Raw genomic sequence first — 15,997 nt, forward strand, 5'->3', positions numbered from 1 at the left:
AATGATTTTGGAGTGTTCCGCAAATCGCTACCTATATAACTACTCTCCAATTGGCATCTAGAACCAAGTATTCATTACCATGTCTGTTGTTATGTGAACTAAAAATGTATGCGATTTCGATTATAGTTGAAAATTCTTCCAGAACGAAGGGGCAGCATTCCTGTAATAAATAAAACTAAAGAAGATATGCATATAGAAGAAATAAATATTAAGATTGTGAATTATTACACTTAAACTCCAATGAAAGAACTTTTTCTGTGGTGAAGTGCTTATTTTTGCGCTTCATGGATGGCTAATGGGGGCTTTATTCCTTACATACACATTCGTTAATAAACCACTTCATGTTTTATATATATTGGATTAGCATGTGTTGTAGCATACGTTCTGATGTGGCGAAATCTAAACTTGATCATGCAATACCCACTACTGCAATGACGCTAGGAGCTAATATGATTTTCCATACAACTTAACTCATTAGAAATAACGGTGTAATGTACTTTTTGCAAGTTGCTATAGGCAATACTCAACAAAAGAGCCTGAGTCGATTCAACCTCAGGCACTTAACATAAATAAAAGAGTTTTAATACATAGCATCCGTCTTTGCGAATTTATCTAGAACCAAATTTAGGATTCTATTAATGATAAAAACCTGCGACAATTTCAAGTGCTTTTAGCGGCTCTTTGATTGAATCAAGTGTATAGACAAGTTTTTCGTCCTGCCAAACAATTATATTTCCTGATTTATAAACATCTAAGCGCGCAAAACCATTTTGTTTTGGAATAGGAAGCATATGTGTTTCTAAAAATTGGACTGCCTGTTTAGCAAGCTTCAAACCTGCTTCTGGATTTTCTGTTCGTGTATGTGTCGCTAATGCCCATCTTCCCTCATTCCAACCAGTCCATAACGAACCAGCTCCAGCATCCTGATAACCTTTAATGTTATAGCCAAGATCAACCTTTTGACCACCATTTTGACTAAAGTTCTGATATGAAATTTGCTCATTTGCTTCTTTAGGATTCTGATATTGCTTTACTACTAGTCTGGCAATAACAGTAGCTGTCTGTGAATTTTTAAGCTTCCTATCATTGATTGGCAAATACTCTTTACTTTCAAAAAATAGTACTTCAACTTGGTTAGCTTCTGCCTTTGTTGTTGCAGTTAAAAATGTACCTTTTGTTACCGGAAGCTCTTTTGGTAAAATTATAGGTAAATTAGTTTTAAGCTGGTCCTTAATATTTTTTAGTGCCCCAGCCTGTGTATTAGATGCTACTGTGTTTCCCTTATTTGTTTTGGGCGGTTCCTGTCGTTCTTCATGTGATTGGCGCTCTTCTTCTTTTGACTTGTTTGGCACGTTAGATTGTTGTTCTTCTTGTGACTTATTCGGCATGTTAGATTGTTGTTCTTCTTGTGACTTGTTCGTCACAGGTTCTTCTTTATCAGAGCATGCACTTATTATACTGAAACTTAAAAGCATGCAGGTGAAAAGTATTTTTTTCATGGCATTGGCTCCCTTTATTTTCTTTTCCTATCCTTAATCAACTGTAACTTTTTGTTATTTAAGCCCATTAATTCAGGCATATCGTAATCCTTATCCTTTGCGGTAAGAAAACCCATTATCTTTCATTTTCAAACCACGAGGAGCAGCTTTGTCATTGATTAATCCGTAAAATACCAAAGTTATTTGAATTCATTACAATCCACATATCCACCTCCTAAAATTATGATTTGGTTATTAGACGTGAATTCATCAGCACAGTTTCATCGTTTTTCAAAAAAATCCAATTTAAGGGTGTTGGATGCTACCATAAAGTTATAGAGCTTTTTAGTTGCTGAAAGAAGTTGAAACTAAACCTATAACTTTTTTATTTGGTTGCCCCTTTTATACCTTAATGTCTGAATTATAGACGAGTTATCCTTTACAGGTTAATGACTATTATCTAACTATTTATTCTTCTATAGTCTGGAACAACAAATTGGACTTTCCAATCTGTTCTGGCTCGTATCGGCCATTTGTTTAATACTTATGATTTTATGGGCTATCCCACAAAAAGAACGGTTCCTGACAATATTTAACAATGCGGAGAACCTTATCATAAGTGAGGTTTTTTATGATGTTTAAAAAAACAGAAATATAAGGTGGATTTCCGCTTAAATTAGTTAAGAGGTAATTATAATTTTATTGATTCTTTGTAACGACAATTGCTATCTTTGTCTAGGTATCGTTTCCCAATTCTTTGTTATGCTTCTCCATTCATCTTTTACTGAATATTATAGGAATACATTAATTAGTTGAGGTGAAATATGGATTTCAATCATTTACGTTATCTTGCAATAGGCGATTCCCTTACTGTTGGTATCGGTACTCCGTTTTTGGATCCTGGATTTGTTGAGTATTACAGATGTCTAAGCCAGCAAATTTTAAAAAAGCGTATTTCTTATCAAAAACATGCAAGGTCTGGAGCAACGACAGAGAATGTTTTAACTATGCTCAATGCCCCGGTTGTTACGGAAGCTGTAAATTGTGCAAATATCATCACGATAACAGCTGGAGGGGATGATTTAATTAACGCTGCGAAAGAATTTATCATAAATAAAAACGAAGAAAGTATAGCTCAAGCTATTAAACTATCAGGGAAAAACATCTCAAAAATAGTAGAAAAAATTCACCATCTCGACAAACAAGATAACTATATTTTACGGCTACAGAATTTATACAATCCCTTTACAGATATTCCTATAGCAGATGAAGCGATTAGAGCGTTTAATTCATTGATTAACGGTTTTGGTCGGGAATTGAATGTTAAAGTAGCTGATATTTATAGTGTATTTAAGGGGAATGAAAAATGTTTATTATCGTCAGGAGGAGTTCATCCTAATAGTAGGGGATACTATCAAATGGCATTAGCTCTTAGTAGAATCGGATATTCCCCTTTATAGGGATAAAGGCCGTTAATCCTTTTTGTTTTATGAGCTATTACTTATTAATTTTCTAGCAAGAGGCTGAGTCTCATTTTCAGCCTTTTGCTATATTATAAAAAGTATCTTGTAAGGGAGTCGGCCATTTCACTCCCGAAGAGACATATTGCACAAAGTTTCTGTCGTAACTTGCATTTTGTTTTCGTTGTAACGGCGGAAATACTCTGTCAAATACTTGTATAAATTTTATCTTTCCCCCTCATCAATTTCAAATTTTCTATTACGAAACAGAAAAGCGACTAAACTACAGAGCAAAATAATGGGTACACTCACTTTATATAAATCTGTAAAACTTTTTGCCACCTCTTTTAATACATTCTCTTATGATATTAATCATTACGCTGAATCGTGATTTCCCTTCTACTTTACCTGTAACCCGCCCTTTCCCCTACACTTGACTTAGAAGATTCTGGATACTATTATAAAATAAAATCCAAACGGTATAAAATGTAAAAAAAGTATCGGTACATGGAGATGTTATCATTTGGATAAACAAACCTTTTTAGCCATGTTTCATTTGCAGGTTTATACAGAATTCAAGTGAAACTGAAATAATTTGAATTTTCGTGGGTGATAATTTGAAAATTTCACTAGAAGAAATAAGCCAAGAATTAGAAGAAGAGATTATTATTAGGTGTCATGAGGTTGATGACGAAATATATGAAATCATTAACAAGCTGAAAACTGAAAACCTTATTTTACTAGGACATCAAAATGATAGTATTCACCGTATTAAGCTTAGTGATATTTATTATTTCGAGGCAGTCGAGGGAAAAGTGTTTATGTACTGCAGGGACAACGTTTTTGAGGTAAAACAAAAACTATACGAGTTAGAGGAATTATGCAAAGGAAAAAACTGTTTTCGCGCATCGAAATCAACAATTTTGAACACCACCAAAATTTCATCTGTTTATCCGACTATAAGTGGTCGATTCGAAGCGGTGCTGGATAACGGAGAACGTACTTTTATATCGAGGCGGTATGTGCCTGTCCTTAAAAATATGCTTGGTTTGTAAAGAGGGATACCAATGAATTTTTTTGAATTTGTGCAAAAGATAATTAGAAATTTCTTTATCATCTTCGCATCCATAATCATGATGATTACTTTGTTGCGACAAATGTTTTATCCTGACATGGCATTTGATTTGAAGTCGATTTATATCATTATAGCATTTTCATTTTTAAGTGCATTAACGGGATTTATTTTATATTCTCCTAATGATCTAAGTGAGAAGAAAATGCGTATAAGGATTATTATTCATTTCTTCACTTTGGAGATTTTATTGATTGTCCTTGGTAGCGCTATTAATCTTGTAACTGATCCATTAGGTGTAATTTTTCTTGCACTGCAAATTGCGGTAATTTATATCATTGTTCGTCTACTGTCATGGCAAAATGATAAAAAAGATGCAAAAAAAATCAATGAAAAACTAAAATTAATTAAGAAAGACTTTGGTGAGTAGTCAAGAAAATCAAGAAGCAGTAGTTATCAGCAACAAATTATTTTACGGTGAGCATTAAAGCTTACCGTTTTTTTGCATCTTATTTGCTTGTGAATACAACTTACCGTTTTTCCATATACATCCTTCCATCCGTTTATTATGATAATTTCATAAAAATTTTTCCAATGAGGTGGAGGAACGACTATGGGAATTTTACTATTATTAATGGCTTTGATTTTCGAGATTGTTTTTGCAATCTACTGCATGACAAATAAGCAAAAACATAAAAAAATAAAGAATTGGATTAGGATTGCTGTATTTATTGTATTTGTAATACTTACTGCTTCATCGGTGATTGTCTGGAGTTTTCGCTGGGTAATGCTTGCTATACTACTTTTCTTATTAGCCGTAAATGGGACAGTATCTCTTATCCTTAAGAAAACGAATATTAAACCATACAAAACTTCTAACATTGTGTGGAAGTCCATTATGATGATATTGATATTTGTATTTGTATTTTCACCTATCATTATTTTCCCACAGCACCCATCACCAAAAGTGACAGGAGAATATGAAGTCGCAACTACTACTGACACATATGTTGACAAGAATCGTATTGAAGAATTCACCAACAAGGGGGACAACAGATTTGTTAATGTAGAATTTTGGTATCCAAAAAACGCAGATGGAACATACCCTCTATTGGTGTTCTCCCATGGCGCATATGGTATCAAGACAAGCAACAGATCTACCTATACAGAGCTGGCAAGTCACGGTTATGTAGTCGTTTCAATCGACCATCCCTATCACTCCTTCTATACTCGTACAGAGGATGGAACAGTAGCTATGATCAGTCCAGATTTTCGCGATGAATTCGAAAAAAATATGAATAAAGGCGTTTACTCAAATGAAGAACGGTACAATATCATTCAAAAATGGATGAAACTGCGAACAGACGATATGAATTTTGTCATTGATACGATCCTTAAAAAGTCGAAAAATGATAAAAACCCCCTTTATCAACATATCAATACAGAGAAAATTGGTGTGTTCGGGCATTCTATGGGCGGTGCAGCGAGTGTTTGGCTAGATAGAGAGCGTAATGATATAAGTGCAGTTGTAAATATTGATGCGCCATTCTTTAGTGAGCTTGTTTATAAGAAAGAAATGGATGATTTTGTAGCTAGCAGCAAAGACTTTACGACCCCGCTTCTTAACATTTATTCTGACGATGTTTGGGGACAGCTTGAAAACAACTCCATTTATATAGCGAACAAACCTAATAATGAACACTTCAAAGATGCATATACTACTCATTTTAAAGGGGCAAAACATTTAAGCTTGACCGATTTACCGCTTTTCTCTCCGATACTGGCAAATATTCTACAAGGAGGAAAAGCCGATATTGATCAATCTTACTGTATTGAAACTGAAAATGAACTAATTCTTAAATTTTTTGACTTTGAATTAAAGGGAATCGGCCATTTCACTCCCGAAGAGACATATTGAACACAAAGTTTCTTGTCGTCGTTATTTAGATATTGTATAAATTTTAATCGAGGAAGCCCATTAACTCTAGAACAAGGTCTAATGGGCTTCCTCTATCAAACTACTCGAATTAGTGTCTTGTAGTGAAACTTATCATAATACTCAAGCTTTTCTAGACCAAACGACTGGATAAATAGTCCCCCTAGAATCATAAAAATCGCTTGGTGCGAATGCTGCTAATAAACTTGCACATAACAAAGTCACTCCAGAAGCAATACTCGTTGCTGTTCGTCCGATTTTATCAACAAGAACTTCTGTCATTTCTCGACTAGAAATTTAATTAAACTAAATTTGCTTTCTCTCCCCTACCGAATATTCCTCATTAGCTACTTTTAAAAGTTCCTTAAATTGATTTCAGATAACATACACACATCCGCTTAATTTGTCACATTCACGTAACATAGGTTCAGTAGTATATATCACGAGGTGGATAATATGAGAGGAATAAATCAAAGGAAATGGCTGAAAAATAAATTCAAAATGATAGCCTCCCTTGGGTGTGCTTTGACAGTAGCACTTGCTGCTGGTTGTAGTTCTTTAGAGCAAGGAAAGACACAGGAAATAAAAGAAGTAAAGGAAATAAAAAAAGATTTTTGGGATGGTCAAAGAAAAGGAACAAATTTTATGAATTCTACTTCTTTACCGGAAAATTATGAAGAGGCGAATAAATTCAATATTGAATTTATCCGTTTAGCACCTGATAAATGGGCAAAAGATAAAGATTTCTTATTTAATGACGAACCTGACCCTAATCCTAATAAGGATTTCTTACTCGGTAATGCAGATCAATATGAGGGAATTGTTGAAGAAGATTTTATAAAGTTAAAAGAGGATTTGAATGCAGCATATACAAGAGGGTCAAAAGTTGTACTAACTGTTCTAAGTCTTCCAGGAAATCGTTGGAGGCAGTTTAATAACTATGAAAATGACGACCGTATTTGGAAAGACTTTAAATATCATGAGCAAGCAGCGCTTTTTTGGAAAGATCTTGCCTTCCGTTTGAAAGATCATCCTGCAGTGGTTGGATATAACGTAATTAATGAGCCACATCCTGAAACAGCTACGGGATATAATGATTTTTGGACAGAGGATTATGACAAATGGTACAACAAATTGGAAAATACTCCTGCAGATTTAAACCTGCTTTATGGAACAATTGTAGATTCTATACGAACAGTAGATTCTGACACACCGATTATATTAGATTCAGGTTTATTTGCCACTCCATGGGCAATTAACTATTTAAAACCAATAGATGACGATAATGTGTTATATGCATTCCATATGTATGAACCTTATGAAATGACAAGCCAAAATCGGAAAAAAGGATTCACATTCACTTATCCTGGCAAGGTGAAGGTTGGTGAAGATCAAGAAGAAAAAATGTTCGATAAAGCTGCATTGAAAGAGTTTTTAGAACCAGTTGCACAATGGACAGAGCAACACAATATATCAAACAACCGGATTATTGCTGAAGAGTTTGGAATTAACCGAATGGTTGGTGGAGCCGATCAATATATACAGGATTTAATCGATATTTTCGATGATTACGGTTGGCACTGGGCATTTTATGCATTTCGTGAAGATACGTGGGAAGGTATGGATTTTGAATTAGGAAATCAGCCAGTCAAGTGGGCATATTGGGAAGCTAATGAAAATGGCGAACTACCGGATAGAAAAGATATAGAAGTTGAAAATTCGATTTGGGCTGCCTTGAAAAAAGGACTGAACAAATAACCTTGTCCTTTTACGCATAGATATAGAAAATATTATTTTATCAGTAGTACAAACCAAAGTTTGTACTACTTTTTTATAGAAATAAGTGAACAAAGTATTCATTAATCGAAATCAATTATGCATTGGCATAATTGCGTCGGGAATCGGCTTTTTGCTTAGGCCTGCAGATGTTTGGACACCCGCTGAAATAAGTTAAAGGTTTTTCATCTAATATTATTCTTTTGTCAAATGACTGTAACATTCCTCTTTTAAAATACAAGTAATAAATTCATTTAAAAAGAGGTTATATTATGAAAAGAATCTGCAAATATAGAAAATGCAAAGTGTCAATAATTATACTAGTAGTTTGTTTAGCTTTACTTTCTGTTTTTTTTATAAGACTATTTCAAAAAGAAAATAGAGAAAATCATTTTATAGATGAAATTGCTCCTATAGCTGTAGAATTAAAGCAACAAACAGGAGGAGTATTTCCGAGTATAACAATTGCACAGGCTATATTAGAATCGAATTATGGCAAAAGTGAATTGGCTATAAAAGCAAATAATTTATTTGGGATAAAAGGTAGCTATAAAGGCAATTCAGTAACAATGCCAACTATGGAATATAAAAATAATAAAAGTTATACAATTGAAACTGAATTTAGAGCTTATCCAGATTTGAAAAGTGCGTTTATTGACCATACTAAATTAATTTTAGAAGGAACGAGTTGGAATGAGCATCAATACTATGATGTTCTTGCTGCAGCGAATTATCAGGAAGCAGCCCATGCTTTGAAAAAAAATCACTATTCCACAGATCCTATGTATCCTGAAAAAATAATTGCTATTATAGAACAGTATAATTTAGGGAAATATGACAATTAGGAGATAAATATAATGAATGTTCTTATCGCTGATGATGAACTAGATATGTTAAAGATTTTACAAAGTTATTTCAAAAAGGAAGGATTTACGGTATTTACGGCTACAAATGGTTCAGAGGCACTTGATATTTTCTATAATCAAAAAATTGATTTGGCCATTTTGGATTGGATGATGCCAGAAAAAGATGGGATTACAGTTTGCCGCGAAATGAAGAAGACTCAAAAAATTAAAGTATTAATACTAACGGCTAGAGATACTGGAGAAGATGAATTTATTGCCTTATCTGATGGCGCTGATGATTATGTAAATAAACCATTTTATCCAAAAGTTTTATTAATGAGGGCGAAAAAATTGTTACAAATGGAATCCATTCAACGAATAAACGATGTTTCATTTGATATTTCAAGCAAACGTGTATGGAGATCTGGAAAAGAATTGATTTTAACAAAGACTGAATTCGAGCTTTTACGTATATTTAGCCAAAATAGAAGACAAATATTAACGAGAGATCAACTACTTGATTTAATATGGGGAATGGACTACGAGGGTGATCCAAGGACGGTAGATACACATATTCGGCGTCTACGTGAAAAAATTGGAGAGGATATTATCCAAACGCATCGTGGTGTTGGATATAGCACAAGGGAATGAAACGAAAAATTGGAACAAAATTAACTATTTATATAACTCTTGTTGTTATCATCACATTTAGCATCTCACTTGCGGTAAGTCAGTTTTTTCTACCAAAATATTATCTTTATCAATTGAACCAAAAAGTAACTAATGCTTTTTCAGTATATCAGGAATTTGAAGATAAGAGTTTGGTGGAGCATCAATTTGATGTAACTATTCTTTCAGTATCGCTAAAAGATAATATTAATGTCCTGAATGAAAATTTAAAACAGCAACTTGCAAGAGAACATATTGCACTTAATAAATTTTGGGTTTCCGAAGAAGTATTACAAAAAGTTAATGAGGATAAAATTGTAGGCAAAGTTTATAATCAAGGAAAACAAAAGTCCAGTTTTATCGCACATTATTCAAAAGATGATAATCAGCTAATTATGATTGGAGCCTCTATGGCTAATTTTATTGATATAGCTTATTTTATTAATCGTTTTAACATATTCTTTTTGATTGCCAGCATCTTAGTGATTATTGTTATTACTGCCTTTCTATCTCGAAATCTAACAAGACCGTTAAATGAACTCAAAAAAGTTGCAAAAGAAATTGGCGAGTTGGAATTTAAACAGGCTGAAATTCGGACCGGAGATGAAATCGAGGACCTTGCAAAAAGTATAAATAAAATGAGTAAGGCACTTGAAAAGGCGCAACAAGATTTATCTAAACGGAACATTGACTTAAAGCAATTTATGATAGGTTTAACCCATGAGCTTAAAACTCCTTTAGCATTAGTTAGAGTATATTCCAGTGGAATTGAAGATGGTATGGATGATGGAACTTATCTTGCAACCATTAACAAGCAAGTTGATAGAATGGAAAAAATAATTACAGATATGCTTTATTTCGCCAAAACAGAAGAAAATGATTCTAATAAAACAAACTTTGATTTAATTATGTTGATTAATGACATACTGAATAACTATCGACATATACAAGGAGAAAAACAAATTTATTTTAAAACTGAAGTTACTGAATTTATACTGACGGCTGAACAAGATAAAGTACATTTCATATTTGAAAATATGATTAGTAATGCAATCAAATATGCTTCTGGAAATGAAATTCAGATTTGCTTTGGTCAAGACAGTGTATTTAAAATTAGTAATGATACCACGCTTACAGATATTTCTAGAATATGGAAGCCTTTTTATGTTGGCGAAAGTTCTCGTGACAAGAACTTTTCAGGTACTGGGCTTGGACTTGCCACAGTTAAAAGCCTTACTGAACAATTAGGATATTCAGTTCAAGCAAGGCTATCTAACGGTAAAATTAATTTTGAAATCGATTTTGTAAATCCTACATTGCATTGATGCATATTAAAATCATAATTTAATTTGATGCGTTCTAAAATGAATTGATACCTGTTGTTGGACTACTCTAATATAATTGAAAAAAAACAACTAATTACATTTTTCTATCTTTTAGATGATGAGTAGGAAAATCCTTAAAAAGCGCGAGAAATCAATTTTAGAAACATTGATTTCCCGCGCTTTTCTGATGTGAAATTTTCCGATTTTTCTTTGAAAATATACTCAAATATCAAATACATATTCTTGAACTGCCTAGCAAATTGCAGCAATTAATTAGTTTCTTCATTCGCATCTTTGGAGTAATTATACTTAGAACGATCAACTGGCGTATAATCTGTTGGCGTATAGAATCTCAATAAGTCACCATTCACGACTTTATCAGATAATTCCAATTTACGATCTACTTCATTTTTGATAGTTTTCGCAAACTCTAATTGACTATCATCTAGTAGTAAACCTGTTTTATTGTCATAAAATTTCCCATTAATTGAATTAATCGTTGGACTGACAAAACCGCCATTTCTAAATGGTACAACTTCATCATGCTCTTTTGATAGTAAGTCTGAACCAAATTGAACAAATTTTTGCGTATCAATTCCTAGTAAATGTAATAACGTTGGGAGAAGGTCTGTTTGGCCACCATAAGTATGGTCCGTTCCACCTTGCATTCCTGGAACATGTATAAATAATGGTACGCGTTGTAAATTAGCACTTTCGTATGGTGTAATTTCTTTTCCTATGACTTGTTCCATCGCATTATTATGATTATCTGAAATACCGTAATGGTCACCATAAAGAACAATCATCGAATTATCATATAAGCCTAATTCTTTTAATTGATTGAAGGCTTGTTCGATTGCTTCATCTGCATAACGTGCTGTTTGGAAATAATTATCTACACTTGCATCTCCAGTATCAGCTTTATTAATTGTTACTAAGTTTTGATCCATTTTATATGGAAAGTGGTTCCCTACCGTAATTAATTTCGTATAAAAAGGTTGTGGTAACGAACTTAACATACTTTCAGATTGGTTAAAGAATGGTTTATCTAACAAACCATATTCAGCCATGTTTTCTGAAGAGTTCGTGTCATAATAACTAGCATCAAAGAAGTGATCAAATCCAAATGATTTATAAATCTCATTTCGATTCCAGAAGCTTCCGTTATTACCATGGAATACAGCAGATGTATAACCATAATCTTTTAAAATACTAGGAGCTGCTTGATACGTATTTTGTGCTTTTGTAATATAAGCAGACCCTTGTGGTAACCCAAATAAAGAATTTTCCAGCATAAATTCTGCATCGGAAGTTTTACCTTGACCTGTTTGATGGAAGAAATTATCAAAATACATTGTATTCTTATCTTTTGTTAATGAATTTAAAAATGGTGTAACTTCTTCACCGTTTAATTTATAGTTGATCAGGAAGTTTTGGAATGATTCTAAATGTAAATAGATAACGTTCATTCCTTTTGCTTTACCAAAATATTCTGCATTAGGTTTGGCGTAGTTGGATTTTGTATAGTTCATCACTTCTGTAATATCACTACTATCCGCCAAAGCTCTCTGTGAAGATGCTTTCATCGTTTCTACTGAATCATAAATTGTATAGTTATACATTCCTAAATATTTCACAATATAGTTTCTATCAAAACCTCGACTTAATAGTTGCGGACGGTCAGATTCAGCTAGTCCTAAATTTAGGATTGATATTGCTAATGCAAAAGTAATGATTGCCGTTGCTTTTTTATATCCAAAACGATTGCTATCTTTTTGTATTTTTCTTGAGAATCGTAGGTAAAACATTACAAATACATCCACAAAGAACAAGAAATCATAAGGCTTTAGTAAAGAAAGAACACTACCACCTAAATCTCCGAAGTTCTGCGTTTGTGTAACTGTAGGTAATGTAATGAAATCACTAAAAAATCGGTAATAAACAATATTGGCATATAAAACAATAGACATCAGAGTATAAACTACAACTAGTGATGTATATTTTCTCTTTCCTCTAAATAAAAAGGCAATTCCTAGAAATAGCATTGCTGAACCTAGTGGATTTATTAGTAAAAGGAAATGTTGAAGGAATCCTTCTACTCCTAGTTTAAATTGTGCTGTTTGAGCGATGTATGTTTTAATCCATAACATTAAAACAGCTAATGCATATATCCCTAAAAAGTTGTTTAATAGGTTATCTTTTTTACTTATTAAATTTTTCATTTTGCACCTCTTTAACTTAATCAATTATGCCTCGGCATAATTGCGTCCGGAATCGGAAAGGAGTGCTTGCACAAAGCACTCCTTTCCGATTCCGTGACATCCGCCGGAGGCTTTAACTTCTTTCAGCGGGCGTTTGGACACCCGCTGAAAGAAGTTAAATTTAAATCTAGATATATATTAACTTAGTTTATAAGTATTTCATTTTAAAAATTGTTACTTCACAATAGTTTTTTTCACAGCTAGTGTAGCTTACTCCCCATTTAGACTTCTGTCAAGCTATAAAATAATACGTACATTTCTATCCATTATTGCAAACACGTTCCATAAAAATCCCCCGCTTATGTTCGTATTACATTTACGGAGTATTTAAACCATTGTAATACCTCATTACTCATTGAATTGTTTATTCATATTTCCTACTTTCATATAATTCGGAAATAAAAGAGACGTTGCGATAGCAGTATTTTTCAGTTTTCGTTTATGGATGGCAATCTTCAGATGCAAAATATAATTGTTTTAGTTTACTATTACCTGTGTTGCACTTTAGGCCGAGTGACCTCTAATTGAGTTTTTCAACAATAGTAATTCTAAAACATAATCTTAGTTTTAACAATTAATTTTGATGACATGTACCTTATAATTTTGTAAGTTTTTATGCCTCGGCATAATTGTGTCCGGAATCGGTTTTGTGCTTAGGCCAGCGGATGTTTTTTGCGCGAAAGCGAAGCGTAGGAGTATTTCTGTTTTCGAACAATATAATTTGTGAATCGTTTCATCTACTTTTTCTACTATTTGAGCTAGCTCTTCTAGAGTTAATTCTTCTTCGCTTTCTCGTTCAATTTCAGGTAGTATCTCTTTTTCAAACAGCTCGTTGTATAGTTGGTTCGATTTCTCTATCAAGATACCATGAAATTTTTTCGATGGATTTCTTCCAAACGAACGTAAATTTATTCGCATTTGCCTTGGAGAAGGCAATATCATTATTAGCGCTACATCTAAGTAAAATTAGTTGATTCATCACAATCACCTATCGTTGTAAATAGCCAGTCCACCGAAGCAAATAAAAAGCCCAGCAAATTATGCTAGGCCGTCACCATTTATTCTTCCTCTTCAAGTAAAATAACACTTTCTAAATTATTTACAAACCTTCTTAATTCTTTTGCTAATTCATTATTTATTTCACCAGCTTGATACCATTCATTTATAAGATTTCTTTGTGCTTCAATTGCTATTAAGGCTAAGTATTCTTTTTGTTCTTCCTGTATTGAAGTATCCATTTTATAAGATGAATATTGTAAGTGACGATAATACATCTCCACTTTTTGCGCAATATCTAAAGAAAATTCTTCCGTTTCTTGAACATGCTTTATAATTGATGATGACACATAATTTGTTAAATCTTTTTTTACAGTATCAATTTGTTCTACAACATTGGCAGGTAATTTGCTCATCTTCCGTTCACGTATAAAATAACGTAAACGACGTTTTAGCAAAGTAAATGTTCGGTTATTTAACGAATCTTTTCTTTCTTTAAATCTATACTCGATTTCATGTTGAATTGATCCATTTAATCCATGATCAGCCATATATTGATTCGTATAAATTATTTCTAATTCCAACCCAATTTTTCGAGCTTCCAGTATTTTTTGCTTGTATGCTTGAAGTGCTTCTTCAGACTGTTCTCGCTCAATATTCAATAACATCGCGTTATATTGATTCATTAACCTTAGCGCTACAGGAGCATTCTCTTCAACCGTTTCAAGTTGAATACTATGAATGGCATGTCTGATCATTTTTCGTTTTTCATCAATTAAATTGGACTGTTGGGCTATTTCTTGAGTGTTTAATAAAGGTAAAAATATAGTAGCCATTACTAAGGTGAATAAAATAACACCTGCAGCTAAAAAGATGAGCAATGATCGTTCAGGAAATAATTCCCCGCTATTTGTTAATATCGGTAATGATAATATCCCTACCATTGTGATAGTTCCACGTACTCCAACAAGTGTTGTAACAATATGATCCTTGATTGTTGTTATTTCTTCGCTTTTAAATATTTTTTTATCCAGTATATTAAAGAACATCGTCCAAATAAAACGGATCAATAATACCATCAATCCAATAGCTAGTACATATAAAATAAGTACGCTATTGTGCATTTCCTCACTTGCGAGTATAGAATTTGTGGCAGAAGGTAGCATCAATCCAAGTAAAATAAAGATAATCCCATTTAATGTAAAAATAACGATAGACCAAACATTTTGCGTTACCACTTGTTCCTGTGCAATGATACTTTCTGTCTTTTCTTTAATAATTGTTGCAACAATTCCTCCTGCTACGACTGCAATGACACCTGATGCATGAAATAATTCTTCTGATATGAAAAATAAAAGAAAGGGTGTTAGAACTTGTAGCAAGACGTAAAATGTTATATCCACAATTCCTATACGCCGGATACGAAGACGTATCCAAAATAATACTAATGCACCAAATACCCCAATAAATGCACCTATAAAAAACATATAAATAAAGTCATTTGTTGCTGAATTCAACGAAAAATAACCTGTTACAATCGCCGCTACTGCATATTTAAACGCGATTAACCCGGATGCATCATTGATTAAAGATTCCCCGCGAACTAAATTCATAATACGATCTGGAATACGAACTCGTTTGGCGATACCATTTACGGCCACTGGATCAGTAGGCGATAAAATAGCCATTAAAGCAAAGGCAGCCGCTAAAGGAATCGATGGAATCATCCAGTGCACAAAAAGGCCACCCACAATAGTCGTTAATAATACTAAGATAATAGCGTTGCCTAAAATCGGTAATCGCATTTTCCATAATTGTTCACGAGGAAAATGTGCCCCATCATAATAAAGTAACGGTGCAATAAACAATAGCAAAAACCATTCTGATTCAATCTCAATGGTGAAATTCTTTGCTACTAAAGCAACTATAATTCCAACTGCAATTTGAATGAGAGCAATCGGAATGAAGGAAATATAATGTGCCAGAACATTTGTCACTAATAATAATACAAGTAGCATTAATATCGATATTAAGATCTCCATGCACGGTCTCCTTTTTATAAAGAATTGCCTTCAATTTTTCAAAGTCAACCAAATTTTAGCCGACTAATCCCCCTTTTACACATATTTGCAGTAAAATTCAGCTTTTTCAACAGTTAGTATTTGTTCACAGACTGTAT

General features: G+C 33.1%; 11 protein-coding genes and 1 pseudogene. 8 read left to right on the forward strand and 4 right to left on the reverse strand.

Going from position 1 to position 15,997, the window contains the following annotated elements:
* Positions 1-635 precede the first annotated feature (635 nt).
* Positions 636-1,499 (reverse strand): hypothetical protein, encoded by an 864-nt coding sequence (locus ACFXN8_RS01410; RefSeq protein ID WP_386842206.1) that lies wholly within the window; start codon positions 1,497-1,499, stop codon positions 636-638.
* Positions 1,500-2,302: 803 nt separating this feature from the next.
* Between ACFXN8_RS01410 and ACFXN8_RS01415 the strand changes: the two genes are divergently transcribed.
* The 8 genes from ACFXN8_RS01415 to ACFXN8_RS01450 all read left to right on the forward strand — a co-directional run bounded on the left by ACFXN8_RS01415 (position 2,303) and on the right by ACFXN8_RS01450 (position 10,561).
* Positions 2,303-2,938, forward strand: coding sequence for a GDSL-type esterase/lipase family protein (locus ACFXN8_RS01415; protein WP_386842208.1), 636 nt, complete (start codon positions 2,303-2,305; stop codon positions 2,936-2,938).
* 617 nt (positions 2,939-3,555) lie between these two features.
* Positions 3,556-3,993, forward strand: coding sequence for a LytTR family DNA-binding domain-containing protein (locus ACFXN8_RS01420; RefSeq protein ID WP_386842210.1), 438 nt, complete (start codon positions 3,556-3,558; stop codon positions 3,991-3,993).
* A 12-nt stretch (positions 3,994-4,005) separates the two neighbouring features.
* Complete coding sequence (locus ACFXN8_RS01425; protein WP_386842212.1) at positions 4,006-4,440, forward strand: DUF3021 family protein; 435 nt, start codon at positions 4,006-4,008, stop codon at positions 4,438-4,440.
* Between the two features lie 183 nt (positions 4,441-4,623).
* On the forward strand, positions 4,624-5,928 hold the full coding sequence (locus tag ACFXN8_RS01430) for an alpha/beta hydrolase family protein (protein ID WP_386842214.1): 1,305 nt from the start codon (positions 4,624-4,626) through the stop codon (positions 5,926-5,928).
* Positions 5,929-6,402: 474 nt separating this feature from the next.
* Complete coding sequence (locus ACFXN8_RS01435; RefSeq protein ID WP_386842216.1) at positions 6,403-7,704, forward strand: glycoside hydrolase family 5 protein; 1,302 nt, start codon at positions 6,403-6,405, stop codon at positions 7,702-7,704.
* 290 nt (positions 7,705-7,994) lie between these two features.
* Positions 7,995-8,567, forward strand: a complete 573-nt coding sequence (locus ACFXN8_RS01440; RefSeq protein WP_376071091.1) for a glycoside hydrolase family 73 protein — start codon at positions 7,995-7,997, stop codon at positions 8,565-8,567.
* Between the two features lie 12 nt (positions 8,568-8,579).
* Positions 8,580-9,218 carry a response regulator transcription factor gene (locus ACFXN8_RS01445; RefSeq protein WP_386842218.1) on the forward strand — a complete coding sequence of 213 codons (639 nt, stop codon included), beginning with the start codon at positions 8,580-8,582 and terminating at the stop codon, positions 9,216-9,218.
* Positions 9,215-10,561, forward strand: coding sequence for a histidine kinase dimerization/phospho-acceptor domain-containing protein (locus ACFXN8_RS01450; RefSeq protein ID WP_386842220.1), 1,347 nt, complete (start codon positions 9,215-9,217; stop codon positions 10,559-10,561). The genes ACFXN8_RS01445 and ACFXN8_RS01450 overlap by 4 nt, the downstream gene beginning before the upstream one ends.
* A gap of 269 nt (positions 10,562-10,830) precedes the next feature.
* Here ACFXN8_RS01450 and ltaS read toward each other — a convergent pair whose 3' ends face one another.
* The 3 genes and pseudogenes from ltaS to ACFXN8_RS01465 form a co-directional block, all read right to left on the reverse strand.
* Entirely contained in the window at positions 10,831-12,783 is a 1,953-nt protein-coding gene (gene ltaS / locus ACFXN8_RS01455) for a lipoteichoic acid synthase (protein WP_386842222.1), read from the reverse strand.
* A 765-nt stretch (positions 12,784-13,548) separates the two neighbouring features.
* Positions 13,549-13,747: pseudogene (locus ACFXN8_RS26500) on the reverse strand (IS5/IS1182 family transposase); the annotation flags it as partial.
* A gap of 133 nt (positions 13,748-13,880) precedes the next feature.
* Positions 13,881-15,860 (reverse strand): Na+/H+ antiporter, encoded by a 1,980-nt coding sequence (locus ACFXN8_RS01465; RefSeq protein WP_386842226.1) that lies wholly within the window; start codon positions 15,858-15,860, stop codon positions 13,881-13,883.
* Between the last annotated feature and the right edge of the window lie 137 nt (positions 15,861-15,997).

Origin of the sequence: Lysinibacillus sp. NPDC059133, assembly GCF_042755925.1 — a bacterium.
In the GTDB taxonomy this organism is placed as follows: Bacteria; Bacillota; Bacilli; order Bacillales_A; family Planococcaceae; genus Lysinibacillus.

Bases quoted from the DNA above. Each gene is read 5' to 3' on its own strand.
- ACFXN8_RS01410 (WP_386842206.1), bottom strand. From the start codon at position 1,499: ATGAAAAAAATACTTTTCACCTGCATGCTTTTAAGTTTCAGTATAATA.
- ACFXN8_RS01415 (WP_386842208.1), top strand. From the start codon at position 2,303: ATGGATTTCAATCATTTACGTTATCTTGCAATAGGCGATTCCCTTACT.
- ACFXN8_RS01465 (WP_386842226.1), bottom strand. From the start codon at position 15,860: ATGGAGATCTTAATATCGATATTAATGCTACTTGTATTATTATTAGTG.
- ACFXN8_RS01430 (WP_386842214.1), top strand. From the start codon at position 4,624: ATGGGAATTTTACTATTATTAATGGCTTTGATTTTCGAGATTGTTTTT.
- ltaS (WP_386842222.1), bottom strand. From the start codon at position 12,783: ATGAAAAATTTAATAAGTAAAAAAGATAACCTATTAAACAACTTTTTA.
- ACFXN8_RS01435 (WP_386842216.1), top strand. From the start codon at position 6,403: ATGAGAGGAATAAATCAAAGGAAATGGCTGAAAAATAAATTCAAAATG.
- ACFXN8_RS01440 (WP_376071091.1), top strand. From the start codon at position 7,995: ATGAAAAGAATCTGCAAATATAGAAAATGCAAAGTGTCAATAATTATA.
- ACFXN8_RS01445 (WP_386842218.1), top strand. From the start codon at position 8,580: ATGAATGTTCTTATCGCTGATGATGAACTAGATATGTTAAAGATTTTA.
- ACFXN8_RS01450 (WP_386842220.1), top strand. From the start codon at position 9,215: ATGAAACGAAAAATTGGAACAAAATTAACTATTTATATAACTCTTGTT.
- ACFXN8_RS01425 (WP_386842212.1), top strand. From the start codon at position 4,006: ATGAATTTTTTTGAATTTGTGCAAAAGATAATTAGAAATTTCTTTATC.